At 56.6% G+C, this 12,479-nt stretch carries 12 protein-coding genes, 1 tRNA gene and 2 pseudogenes; 12 read left to right on the forward strand and 3 right to left on the reverse strand.

What is annotated here, in order from left to right; genetic code table 11:
- Window positions 1-56: 56 nt before the first annotated feature.
- Window positions 57-2,481: pseudogene (locus tag AAYR33_00400) on the reverse strand (homocysteine S-methyltransferase family protein).
- A gap of 146 nt (window positions 2,482-2,627) precedes the next feature.
- On the opposite strand from AAYR33_00400, the gene AAYR33_00405 reads away from it, so the two are divergent.
- From AAYR33_00405 to AAYR33_00455, 11 genes and pseudogenes are all read left to right on the forward strand, one after another.
- Window positions 2,628-2,897 (forward strand): hypothetical protein, encoded by a 270-nt coding sequence (locus tag AAYR33_00405; GenBank protein ID XAO71490.1) that lies wholly within the window; start codon window positions 2,628-2,630, stop codon window positions 2,895-2,897.
- A 384-nt stretch (window positions 2,898-3,281) separates the two neighbouring features.
- Window positions 3,282-5,451, forward strand: a pseudogene (locus AAYR33_00410) (peptidase domain-containing ABC transporter).
- Window positions 5,444-6,391 (forward strand): hypothetical protein, encoded by a 948-nt coding sequence (locus tag AAYR33_00415; GenBank protein XAO71491.1) that lies wholly within the window; start codon window positions 5,444-5,446, stop codon window positions 6,389-6,391. The pseudogene AAYR33_00410 and the gene AAYR33_00415 overlap by 8 nt, the downstream one beginning before the upstream one ends.
- The gene (locus tag AAYR33_00420; protein XAO71492.1) at window positions 6,376-6,825 is read left to right on the forward strand and encodes an HlyD family efflux transporter periplasmic adaptor subunit; all 450 of its coding nucleotides are present in this window, start codon (window positions 6,376-6,378) and stop codon (window positions 6,823-6,825) included. The genes AAYR33_00415 and AAYR33_00420 overlap by 16 nt, the downstream gene beginning before the upstream one ends.
- A 106-nt stretch (window positions 6,826-6,931) precedes the next feature.
- Window positions 6,932-7,147, forward strand: coding sequence for a hypothetical protein (locus tag AAYR33_00425; GenBank protein ID XAO71493.1), 216 nt, complete (start codon window positions 6,932-6,934; stop codon window positions 7,145-7,147).
- Between the two features lie 134 nt (window positions 7,148-7,281).
- Window positions 7,282-8,373, forward strand: coding sequence for a tetratricopeptide repeat protein (locus AAYR33_00430; protein ID XAO71494.1), 1,092 nt, complete (start codon window positions 7,282-7,284; stop codon window positions 8,371-8,373).
- The gene (locus AAYR33_00435; protein XAO71495.1) at window positions 8,330-8,599 is read left to right on the forward strand and encodes a hypothetical protein; all 270 of its coding nucleotides are present in this window, start codon (window positions 8,330-8,332) and stop codon (window positions 8,597-8,599) included. Before AAYR33_00430 ends, AAYR33_00435 begins: the two co-directional genes overlap by 44 nt.
- A gap of 173 nt (window positions 8,600-8,772) precedes the next feature.
- Window positions 8,773-9,183 (forward strand): hypothetical protein, encoded by a 411-nt coding sequence (locus tag AAYR33_00440; GenBank protein XAO71496.1) that lies wholly within the window; start codon window positions 8,773-8,775, stop codon window positions 9,181-9,183.
- Between the two features lie 21 nt (window positions 9,184-9,204).
- Complete coding sequence (locus tag AAYR33_00445; GenBank protein ID XAO71497.1) at window positions 9,205-9,897, forward strand: glycosyltransferase; 693 nt, start codon at window positions 9,205-9,207, stop codon at window positions 9,895-9,897.
- Between the two features lie 56 nt (window positions 9,898-9,953).
- Window positions 9,954-10,523 carry a hypothetical protein gene (locus AAYR33_00450; protein XAO71498.1) on the forward strand — a complete coding sequence of 190 codons (570 nt, stop codon included), beginning with the start codon at window positions 9,954-9,956 and terminating at the stop codon, window positions 10,521-10,523.
- 58 nt (window positions 10,524-10,581) lie between these two features.
- The gene (locus tag AAYR33_00455; GenBank protein ID XAO72479.1) at window positions 10,582-11,181 is read left to right on the forward strand and encodes a glycosyltransferase; all 600 of its coding nucleotides are present in this window, start codon (window positions 10,582-10,584) and stop codon (window positions 11,179-11,181) included.
- Window positions 11,182-11,339: 158 nt separating this feature from the next.
- Here the strand turns inward: AAYR33_00455 and ppa are convergent, their stop codons facing one another.
- Window positions 11,340-11,864, reverse strand: coding sequence for an inorganic diphosphatase (gene ppa, locus AAYR33_00460; GenBank protein ID XAO71499.1), 525 nt, complete (start codon window positions 11,862-11,864; stop codon window positions 11,340-11,342).
- Between the two features lie 82 nt (window positions 11,865-11,946).
- Complete coding sequence (locus tag AAYR33_00465) at window positions 11,947-12,243, reverse strand: SelT/SelW/SelH family protein (protein XAO72480.1); 297 nt, start codon at window positions 12,241-12,243, stop codon at window positions 11,947-11,949.
- 155 nt (window positions 12,244-12,398) lie between these two features.
- Here AAYR33_00465 and AAYR33_00470 point away from each other — a divergent pair.
- Window positions 12,399-12,472 (forward strand) — tRNA-Ile (locus AAYR33_00470).
- Window positions 12,473-12,479 lie beyond the last annotated feature (7 nt).

A 12,479-nucleotide genomic window follows, 5' to 3' on the forward strand; every position in this document is an offset into this window, starting at 1 on the left:
GTTTCGACCGGGATGGGCCTAGTTTGACGCCGCGGTCGTCACATTTCAAAGCGGTCTCACATCGTGAAATATTTCGCTTTCGGGTTGAAAATCACGAGCGCGGGGTCGATTGCTCCGGGTGGAGCTGGTAGCCATCTGAAAGCGAAATCTCCATTTTATCGGCTTCAAGCAGGTTCAGAATGGACGTCTGATCTTCCAATCGTAGGCAGGCGGGATAGCCGAAAGAATAGCGCGAGCCGCGATAGCCCTGCGCCAGCAATTTTTCCCGGTCGCGCGCATCCTCGCCGGAAAATCCGAGTTCGGCGCGCATCCGCTTATGCGTATATTCCGCCATGGCCTCCGCAATCTCGACGGAAAGGCCGTGCAGATACAGGTAATCCTGATATCGATTGGCCTCAAACCAATCCCGCGCCAGGTCCGACGCTTTCTGCCCGACAGTCACGACCTGAAGGCCAATGACGTCGCGCTGGGCGTCATTGATGATGTTGAGCGGCACAATTTTCTCCATCGCGGCTGCGAGATCCCCCTCAATCCCTTTCCGGTCTCCATCGACAATTCGGTCTTTCAGGCGCTCTTCCGGTGTTTCGGCGCGGCGCTTGGCGGTGGCGTCCTCCGCCTTGCGTCTGCTGAAGAGTGACAGGAGTTTCTGTAAAGGGTCGTAATCCTCCCGACGCCGGTCGAAAATAAGGTCTTCCGCGACCTGCACCTCCTCCGCCGCGATCAGATGAAGCGGGCGGATTTTACTGACATGCACAATCGCGCCCGTCATGCCTGCTTTGACCGCGTGGTCAAGGAAGACGGAATTCAGCACGGCGCGCGCCGCCGCATCAAGGCCGAATGAAATATTGGAGAGGCCGAGAATAATCTGCACCTCCGGATATTTTTCCCGGATAAGGCGAATGCCCTCAAGGGTCCATAGCCCCAATTTGCGATCATCCTCTACGCCGGTCGCAATCGTGAAGGTAAGGGGGTCGATCATCAAATCGGCCTGCGGCAGGCCGAATTCGCCACACGCCACCTCGATCAGGCGGTCCGCGATACGCAGTTTATCTTCCGGCGTTTTGGCCATACCAACTTCGTCGATCGTGAGCCCGATCACGGCGGCCCCGAATTTCCGTGCCAGGCGCATCCGCATGGTCCCGCCCATCCTCAAAATTGATGGAGTTGATGATGGGTTTACCGCCATGACGTTTCAGCGCAGCCCCAATCACGTTCGTTTCCGTCGAATCGATCACGAGGGGCGCATTGACGGCGGTGGTGAAGCGCGTGATCACCTCATTCATTTCCGCAATCTCATCACGGCCGACAAAAGCCGTGCACACATCGAGCGCGTTTGAGCCCTCGGCCGCCTGCTCCCGCCCGACCGCGACGCATCCAGCCAAGTCATGCGCTTCCTGCAATGTGCGCCATTTTTTCGAGCCATTGGCGTTGCATCTTTTGCCAATGGAAAAGTAACTATTTTCCTGTCGCAACGCGGTCTGTGTATAGAGGCTGGCGACGGAGGGCACCCAATGGACGCTGCGCTTTACCGGCGTCGGGCGCCAGGAATCCTTCCCCAATTTGCGTAACATCGTGTCGAGCGCCGCGATATGCGGGGTTGATGTCCCACAACATCCGCCGACGAGGTTAATGCCGTTTTCCAGCACGAAACGCTCAACCCAACTGGCCATATCATCGGGTGAAAGGGGGTAATGCGTCTTGCCATCGACCAGTTCCGGCAGTCCGGCATTGGGCTGGATAGAAATCAGCCCCGGCCAGTTCTCAGCCATCCAGCTGATATGCTCCGCCATTTCCTGCGGGCCGGTGGCGCAATTGAGGCCCATCAGGGACACATCCAGCGCATTCACGACGGTGGCTGCCGCCGCGATATCAGGCCCGACGAGGAGGGTGCCGGTCGTTTCCACCGTCACCTGAACAAAAATCGACGTTTCTTTCCCGAGTTGCCCGCTCGCGATTTTCGCGGCATTGACCGCGGCCTTGATTTGCAACGTATCCTGACATGTCTCGATCAGGATGGCGTCAACCCCGCCATCAATCAGGCCGAGGCATTGGACGACGAGCCCCGCTTCCAGCGTGTCATAATCAATATTGCCGAGTGAGGGGAGTTTGGTGCCCGGGCCGACAGGAGCCCCGATAACATAGCGATGGTGACTATCGACGAAGCTCTCCGCCGCTTCACGCGCCAGCTCAGCGGACAGCTTGTTGATCTCTCGCGCGCGGTCCTGAAGGCCGAACTCCGCCAAAGTGATGACGGAGCCCCCGAAACTGTTTGTCTCGACCATATCCGCCCCGGCTTCAAAATAGCTGCGGTGAATATCCCGGATGATTTCAGGGCGTGAGAGAGAGGATTTCCGTGCAATTCTTCTGCCCCCAATAATCCCGCTTCGTATCAAGATCGAGCATCTGAACTTTTGAGCCCATCCCGCCATCACAGAGGAGGACGCGATCCCTCAGAAGTTCGAGTAAGGCTGGGCGGGTCATATGGAGGCTTTCAGTGAAAATCTGACGAGATCAGGGCGTGTCGTCGCGCGTCAGCCCCTATCGAAAGTCAAACTAAAATGCGTCCCGGCTTGAGCGCAAGAGCGCGAAACGCTTAAATGAGGCAGGCCCCTTGTGATGGGCCGGACATGGAGCGCAATATATTGAGCCGCATCAACCTTACTTTGGCCGCACACGTGCCGGACTGGTCCGCGGCAAGACGATCAGGCGCGATTCTCCTCACGGAGGGTCAACGGCCCTCATCCCACCATTGGCACCGCATTATCAAAATAGCGGAGACACCCTCCATCCTGTCATCACCCTGGCGTCACGCTGCACAATGTCCCTGCCGTCAGGTCCGGCATAAGGGCGCGGATGAGATTTATCGTGAAGTGATCGCGCTTGCTCAGTGCCTCTGACACCCTCACGAAGGAGCTTGTTTATGTGGCGTCACCACACTTGTTAACGTCGTTACAGGCAGGCATTGCGGCGCAACCTATGCTTGCATCGCGTGTGACGCTCGATGTGCCGCCATATTCGTAAATTTTGTGACGCGCATATTACGAATTTAAAGTTAATATGACAATTCTGGCACTGTGTTTTCTCACTGGAGAGCCCTTTTTTGTGCTATAGGCCGCTTTGCAGATGCGTGCATTTGTTTTAGGAGCGGCATCTTATAAATCCCAAGTGAGTGTTTCCGCGTTTTTCATTGCATCGTATGAGGGCAATTGGTGGATCAGACTGGTAAACAAACTGGATTAACGGGCGAGGCAAGTCCGGCTTATATCCGGATACGTGCAGCCATGGCCGCCGCAAAATCCCACGGTATCGAGCTCGATATCAAGGATTTCGCGGCTGAGCCCGGTGAAACATCCCCCTCTCCGGCGACACTAGCACGGTGGCTCAATGATTTTGGTGCTGTCGCCAAGGGGATGCGCATTAAATGGCGCTTTCTCGTGCGGATGTACAATACGCCCCCGTGGTGCTGATGTTGCGTGACGGTTCCGCGGCCCTCATGGTGCGCGCTGACCCCGAACGCAATATTGTCTGGCTTCGTGACCCGCTTGCGCCTGAAAATGCGACACCCGTCCCGGTGGATGAGTTGCGTTTATCCGAGGTCTGGACCGGGGACATATTGCTCGTCAAACGCCGCTGCGACCTTTCCGAGGCCGATGCGCGCTTTGATATGATGTGGTTCGCGAAGATCGTCCTGCGTGAGAAAGTCAGTCTCCGCAACATCGTTTTCGCTTCGATGATACTGGCCGTTCTCCAGATCTTTCCCGCATTAATTGTGATGCAGATGGTGGATCGCGTCGTTAATTATCACTCGACCGCGACTTTGATTTCGATCACCGGTATTGTGGTGATATTCACTTTTTACGAAATTATGCTGACTTATGCGCGTCGGGAATTGACGCTTGTCATGACGACACGGTTGAATGCACGCATCTTCCTGTACGTATTCAACCGACTTCTCTCACTTCCGCTGGAATTTTATGAGCGGGAGCAGACGGAACGCGTGATTGGCCGTTATATGGCCCTTTATCGCGTGCGTGACTTCCTGACGGGCAAGCTGCTTTCAACGTTCCTCGACATGTTCACGCTTTTCGTGATTCTACCTGTACTTTTTTACATGAGCACAACGCTCGCCTGGATGACTCTCGCCTGTGCTGGCCTGATTGACCTGATTGTCGTCGTCTTTCTACCGCCCATGACGCGCGTTTATTCGAAGATGGTTGATGCGGAGATGGAGAGGGGCTCCGTCCTCTATGAAACCGTCGCGGGTATTCGGACCATCAAGACCCTCGCGCTGGAGCAGACAAGGCGGAAGAAATGGGACGAGACGACCGCCAATGTCATCCGCTGGAAGCTCGCTTCAGGCCGCATGTCAAACTGGCCTGCCACACTCGTGATGCCGCTCGATATGTTCATCAATCGCGGGATCATCCTCGTCGGGGCCTATCTTGCGCTCAAGACAAATAGCGGTGTCGGTGCGCTTTTGGCCTTCATGATGCTCGGCTCACGCGTTGCGTCGCCGCTCGTCAGTCTCGCCAAAATCCTTGAAGACGTCAATCAGGTGACAACCTTGCTTAATGAAGCGGGCATTGTCCTGAACCAGCCGACGGAAACGAAAGCGCTCACAACGGGTATGCGGCCAATTCTGCGCGGCGCCCTGTCTTTCCAGAATGTCGATTTCACTTATCCCGGATCTTCCAACAAAGCCCTTAACAATGTGACATTTGAGGTGCCTGCTGGGACGATGTTGGGGCTCGTCGGGTGGATCAGGCTCCGGCAAATCCACAATTACGCGTCTCTTACAGGGTGTCAGCCGGGGCATACAGGGTTCCTCCGCCTCGACGCGCTTGAATGCGAGAAATCAATCTGACGCATTTACGACGCTCTCTGGGCGTGGTCCTCCAGGATAACTTTCTTTTCAGGGGGTCGATCGCTGATAATATCGTTTCCGGTCGGCCTGGTTACACGATGAATGACGTTATCCGCGCCGCACGTCTGGCGGGCGCTGAGGAATTTATCGACCGGATGCCCGCAGGATATGAAACCCAGATTGAGGAAGGCTCGACCAATATTCCAGGTGGTCAGCGGCAGCGCCTCGCCATCGCCCGCGCCGTGATCAGTGACCCGAAACTGATGATCCTTGATGAAGCGACCTCCGCCCTTGATCCGGAGAGCGAGGCCCTCGTGAATGCCAATCTGAAGCGCATCAGTCAGAGACGCACGATGGTGATTGTCTCACACCGTCTTTCCTCCCTGGTGGATTACGACATGATCTGCGTCATGGATCGCGGGCAGGTGATTGATGTCGCGCCCCATGCCGTCCTGCTGGAACGCTGCGACGTCTGCCGCACGCTTTGGATGCAGCAGAATCGTCACACATATCACCATGAATCCTCCGGATCGTCGGATAATGATTCCGGGCGCGATGTTTCTCCCGGGGGAAAGAAAAATGAGTGACAAAGATATTGTCGAGCAGGATCCCGAGAAGGAAAATGACGGTCCCGTCAATCCGATTGCGCCGCATGAGGCTGACGACCCGTTTGCGCAACAGGATATGCCGCTCGCGCTGCTGGAGTTCCACTCCCCGACAGCGTCTCTCGTCAACATGCCGCCCTCCCCGGCGGCGCTCTACATCATGTGGGTCGTGGGGGGGATGTTCATCATGTGCTTCCTTGCCGCGGCGTTATTCCCCATGAATAAAATCGTCATGACCCCCGGAAGGCTCGTCTCTGTCGAGCGCACTATCATCGTACAGCCGCTGGAGACGTCCATTGTGCGCTCCGTTGACGTTAATATGGGCGATATGGTGCAGAAAGGGCAGATCCTCGCCCATCTTGATCCCACGATCACAACAGCGGATATTGGCGATAAACGCGCCCAGCGGGATGCTTATCAGGCGACGGTCAATCGCCTCAAGGCGGAGGCTGAAGGCAAGGAATATTCGGCGGACATCAAAAATCCCTATTCCGTCAACGAGGCGGCGGCTTTCCTGAAGCGACGGCTTGAATTTGCGGCTAAAACCCAGCAATATGAGCAGGAAATCACCTCACTTCAGAGTCAGATCCAGGGTTATGTTTCCAGTGCCGCCATGTATCGGGGGCGCGCCAATATTGGGGGTCAGATCCTCGAAATGCGTCAGAAACTTCAGAAGGAAGCTATCGGAAGCCGCTTGATGACTCTAGGCGCGCAGGGTGAACTGATCAACGCGGAGCGCGCCCAGATTGAGGCGCAGCAAAATGCTAACGTGGCCAGGGCCAAACTTGCGCAACGCAGCAGGAGCTCGCCGCCTTCAAGGAAAACTGGCTTGCCGATGTTTATGCGAAACTCAGCGAAGCCCAGCACCGATATGATGAGTCGGAGGCCGAATTTACGAAATCCAAATTGCGCAGCGAGCTGATTTTATTGCGGGCCCCGGAGGATGATGTCGTCCTAAACGTCGCGAAAGTTTCGGTCGGGGCGGTGGTGCAGGGGGCGCAGGTTCTCGTCAGTCTCGTCCCGACAGGCGCGGCGCTTGAGATGGAGGCGGTCCTGCGCGGTCAGGATGCAGGATTCGTGAAACTTGGTGACCACGCTTTACTGAAATTTTCCACCTTTTCCTATAATCAGTATGGGCGCGCGGATGCCACCGTCCGCGTCATCAGTGCGGATACGTTCTCAAGTGAGGATGCCCCTCAGGACGTCGCTGGCGCGGCGGAACGCGGTCAGTCACCACAATCCATGGCGAATGGCTTTTACCGTGTCCGTCTGCGGATTGATCGCTACACGCTGCATGGCGTGCCGTCCTTCTCCATCCGATACCGGGTATGCCGGTCACGGCGAATATTCAGGTAGGCAAACGGACGGTGCTGCAATATTTCTTCAATCGTTTGACAGCGGCAACTTCGTCTGGGCTGAGAGAGCCCTCGTAAAGAGGTCAAAGACATTGAGGTAAAAGCAAGTGGCGATTTCCCCTCGCTTGAATATGTTTGTCCCGAAGCCGCGGTGTCTGCAAAACGCAATCGCGTTTCTTGAAGAGGATGATCGGGCCGTCGACGGGTTTTCTCGCCTCTCGGCCCTTGCGGCAGAGGGTATGGTTGAGGCGCAATATCGCGTCGGGCGCGCTTACCTTGAGGCATGCGGCACACCCTACCAGTTTCGGGAGGGTGAGCGCTGACTGCGCCGCGCTGCGGAGGTCGGCCATACGGACGTGCAATATTTTCTCGCCATACTTCACCTTATCGGCTACCCGAAGGGCTTCGATCCTGAGAGTGAGGACGTCTATAGCGGCGTTTCGATGGAGAGAGCCGGGTGCCTGACCTGGCCGGGGCGCTGCCCTGGGCCCTCAAAGCTGCTGAGGCCGGGCATGTCGAGGCGGCGGGGCTCCTCGGTTATATTTATTCATCCGGTCCGGATGATATCAAGGATGAGCAGAAAGCCCTCAAATGGTATGAGATCGCGCATGAAAAGGGCTCTCCGCAGGGGGGCTCGGCCTCGGCATTGCGTGCCTTCAGTCGTCACCGGACAAAAGCGCGATCGCTCTCTTGCGTAAGGCGGCGGATGCCGGCCTGCCAACCGCTTTTTTCTATCTTGGCTGGGTTTATGAACTCGGGATTGTCGAGCCGCGCGACGATGTCTGTGCCGCGCGGAATTTTCAGAAAGCGGCTGAAGGCGGCGTTACGGCGACCGCGTTGCGTTACGGTGTTTACCTGCTCCATGACCGCGGCGTTGAAAAAGACCTTTTTTCAGGCCGAGACATGGCTCCGTCGTGCCGTGCTGAAAGGGGAGGCCGAAGCTGCCGCGATACTCGGCGACCTGAATATTCGTGGCTTTGACCACGCCCCCAATTTTGAGGATGCGGGGGGATGGTACCGCCTTGCGGCAGAGATGGGCCATGCGGCGGCGGAGATAGGCGATTCAGTCGCAAGTGCCGATTTCGGCAATCTGGCCCTGATCGGTGTCGGGTCGGAATCCCAGAAATCAGATCTGTCCAAGCGCTTCATGACCGAGGCTGAAGACGGGAGCCTGGTGGCGGCGTTCAATCTCGGCGTCTGCCTGGCACAGGGGGTGGACACGGAGGAAAATCCGCAGGCGTCTATCCAATGGTTCAAGGTCGCGGCGAAGGGCGTCGTCAATGCGCAATATTGGTTAGGTCGACTTTATGGCGGCGAATTCGGCGTCGAAGCGGACTCGGCGGCTTCCGTCGAATGGCTGGAGAAAGCGGTAGATGCCCAAGATGCCGGAGGCACAGGTTGCGCTGGCGCAACTCCTCGTGACCGGAACAACCGTTCTGGGGGAAGATCACCCACGTGCACTCAAGCTTTACCGATCGGCCGCGCAGCGTGGCAATGTCGATGGCATGTTCGGTCTTGGAGCGATGCTGGGCGGTGGCCATCATGCTGAGGAACAGAACCGCGCAGAGGCGCAAAGCGGGTTTCGCCTCGCGGCGGAACGTGGTCACGGCCTGGCGCAATTAATGTTGGGTCGGTATCTTGAGCGTGGCCTGGGCGGTGAGGTCAATCTGGCAGGCGCGCAGCTTTGGTACGAGCGCGCTGAGAAATCCGGTGTTCCGGAGGCGTCACAGGCCCTTATCGCGCTGAATAAATCGATGGTTGTCGATGCCGGATGACGGCCCTGCCCGACGAAAAAGGCCGCGGCCGCTCTTCACCGGTTACGGCCATAGAGTCTCGGCACGTCAGCGCGCGGATTGGAAATGCTGGACCGATTAACGTGCCCAGATATCTTACCGACGCGGCACGGAGGCCGCCCTCTCAGGGGATTACACGCAGGCCATAACTTGACTTGACCGCGCCACCCGTATGGCGCCGGATGACCTCAATGTTGCCGCAGCGCGACGCCTTCGCTTACTTCGCCGCAGGGGATTGGGCGGCAGCTTGTGTGCAGCTCAGCAAACTTGCCGACTTCACGGTGTCGCCCCGTGTCTCAGCGGCTCTTGCGGTCACCTGGCTCAGATTGCAACGAATTGATCAAGCCTGCGTGGTTACAGAAGCGCTCCTCAGCCGGAACGCCCCGCCACCTGAAATTTTTCCGACAGCGGACCTTGTAAGGCGGCACGTCGATAAAGACGGGTGGTGCGGTGTCAGCAATGACGGTGCTGTCATCGGGCAGAGCGACGCGCCGATCAGCATTAAGCTGGATGATCATCTCGTCGCGCAAAATGTCTCTCTACCTTTTACTCTGCCTGAAAACTGAGTGGCGGCGACGCATCTTACCGTGTTAGTTGACGATAAGCCTCTCCTCGGCGCGCCTGTCGACTTGCAGGCCATTCGGCAGACAGAGGGTTTCGTCACCTGTAAAAACGGGAAATTGGAAGGTTGGATCTGGTATCCGCATGATCCGGAAACGCCTGCCGAGATCCTGATCAAAAGCGAAGGTCACGCCCATCGCATCCTGCTGCAGGAAGATGCGGGGGACATGAATCGTTACGCAATATTTCGCGCCGCCCGGCGATTCACGTTTCCCTTGAAATCCATCCCGTGCGATGCCCGGATCGACGTGACGGACCGTTATGGGCGCCATTTGATGGGAGAGCCCTGTGTCGCCAGCGCTGCGCGCCCTGTGGGGACGCGCCCTCCGCGTGTTTCGTCGGGCGATGCGCGGCTTTCAGCGTCATTGCCGCGCGCAGGGTCACTCAAAAGGTGGGAAGCCTGTCTCGTTATCATCCCCGCCTATTGCGGCCTGGCGGAAAGCCGCGCCTGCCTCAAATCCGTGCTGGATGCGCGGACTGGTGACCTGGAAATACTCGTCATCAATGATGCAACCCCGGACCCGCAACTCAGGGAGGCGCTGCATCTCCTGGCCGCTTCCGGTGTCATCACCCTCCTGACGCATGAGGAAAATCGTGGGTTCGTCACGCGCATCCTCCGCGACGTTCATGACCCTTACGGTGATGCCCGTCACGGATGAATGCGCCTGCACCTTCGCGGAACAGGCTCCAAGCTGAGACCCAGGACGAACAAAACGTGCGCTTTCTTTTCATCCACCAGAATTTTCCCGGTCAGTTTCTGCATATTATTCGTCATCTGCGACGAAATCCGGAAAATGAGATTGTTTTCATTTCGGAAGTCAATGAAAACGCGATTAAAAACGTGCGCCGCGTGCTTTACCGCATCGCCCATGCGCCGGAAGTCAGGTCAATGCCCGGGCTGCATGAATATGAGCTCGGCCTTCTCCGCGCGGAGGCCGTGGACCGTGCGGCGCGTAACCTGAAAGCGCTCGGCTTTATCCCCGACGTGATTATCGGACATCATGGTTGGGGCGAATTACTGGATATTAAAGATGTCTACCCAACCACACCGCTTCTCGGATATTTTGAATTTTTCTATCATACGAAGGGTTACGATGTTGATTTTGACCCTGAATTCCCGCTGGAGGCTGAATTGCTTCCGGTCGTGCGACAGAAAAATGCCGTCAATCTGTTGGCGCTCAGTCTAAATGAACACGGGCAGACACCAACCGATTTCCAGTTGAAAACCTATCCATCCTGGGTGCGTCCTCAGATCAATCTGATCAGGGAAGGGGTCAAATCTTAATCATTGTCGGCCTGACCCGGGTGCGGCGCGACGTCCGCTGGGAATTAACGGGCATGTCATCGCGCCGGAGAAGAAACTCGTCACTTACGTCGCGCGAAGCCTTGAGCCTTATCGGGGTTTCCACAGTTTCATGCGTGCTTTGCCGCGCCTTCTGGCTGAAAGGCCGGATGTGGAAGTCGCGATTGTCGGCGGGGACAGCGTCAGTTACGGCCGCCTGCCGGGGAAGGGTTTCGCCAATTGGCGTGAAGCCCTACTGGCAGAATTGGGGGACAGGCTTGACCTGTCACGCACGTATTTCCTCGGGCAGGTCACTTACCCGCTTTACCTGAAGTTACTTCAGCGATCAGATGCGCATATTTATCTGACCTATCCCTTCGTCGCCTCCTGGTCCCTTCGTGAAGCGCTCGCCATTGGCTGCCCGATTGTCGGGAGCGATACCCAACCCGTGCAGGAATTCATTAAAAATGGGGAGACGGGCCTTCTGACATCCTGCCTTGATCCGGATGCGATCACAGGCAGTATCCACCAGATTTTGATCGACCGGGAATTGTCGAATAATCTAAGACGGAATGTCCGGCGTGAGGCTGAGGTGCATCTCGATCTCGACGTTTATTTCAATCATTATGAGCGCATCATTTTAGACGTCGCGCGCTTCTGAAATTCACAGCCGGTCACGCCGCAACGTGACCGGTCTGAGTTTATTCCGACGCATCATACGGTAGGAAGGGACGTCGGACCGTCCTTTCTTCCGCCCGTATCGGGAAAGAGGGCAGGCGTGGCCGGTCAGGATCCTTGCCGACTTTCGTGGAAAAGACTTTATTTCCGCGCCGCTTCATGTGCTGCGATGATAATCTTTTTAGCCTCCTCCGGCCCGGCCCATCCGGTGATTTTAACCCATTTGCCGCTTTCGAGATCTTTATAACGCTCAAAGAAATGGGAGATGGCGCTGCGGGTAATGACGGGCAAATCGTCGATCGTTTTGACGTCGCTATATTGCGTATGGATTTTGTCATGGGGGACGCAGACGATTTTCTCATCCTGTCCGCTCTCATCCTCCATTTTCAGCATACCGACAGGACGCACGCGGATCACCGCGCCGGGGCTGATCGGGCCGGGCGCGAGGACAAGGGCATCGGCCGGGTCACCATCCGCCGCCAACGTCCCGGGGATAAACCCGTAAGCTGCCGGGTAGCTCATGGACGTGAAGAGGAAGCGATCAACGAAGACAGCACCACTTTCCTTATCCACCTCATATTTGACGGAAGACCCCTCCGGGATTTCAATAACGACGTAGATATCGTCCGGCATGTTTTTGCCTGTCGGGATTTTTGAGAGATCCATGGATAGAGTCCTGTTTGACGTTTGAATGGCGGAAATTTAAGCCTCTTTTACCCTTAGTCAGGAGGCTTGCACAGGCGGAATTTCAGTCCGCGCCACGATGGCGATCCGTATGGCCGAGATCTCTTTCAGGAAAGAGCACATCGCGAACGCGCTGCTTGAGATATTTCGCTTCCGGAAAGCCCCCATCGGCCTTGCGCTCCCAGATCACGTGATCATCGACCATGATCTCGAACCGCCCACCATGGTCGGGCCGTAAAGCGACTTCCGCGAGGTCTTCTCCGAAAGTTTGCAGCAGTTCCTGCGCAAGCCAGGCAGCCCGTAGCAGCCAATGACATTGCGTGCAATAATGAATGGCCACGCGACCCGTTTTCAGCGTCATCATTATGATCTTTCCTTGAATCAGGCGGAAGCGGTGCCGTAGGGGATCGACAATTCCGCTTTACGCCTTCAACTTCATTATGCGCAAAAATATCCCTGAGATGCACTTAATCGCTTGCAAAGATCTGCAAACTGCGCAATTTCGGGACCACCTAGGCGCCTGTAGCTCAACTGGTTAGAGCAGGCCGCTCATAACGGCTTGGTTGCGGGTTCGAGTCCTGCCGGGCGCATAGGTTT

The organism is Acetobacteraceae bacterium, from assembly GCA_039613835.1.
In the GTDB taxonomy this organism is placed as follows: domain Bacteria; phylum Pseudomonadota; class Alphaproteobacteria; order Acetobacterales; family Acetobacteraceae; genus Sorlinia.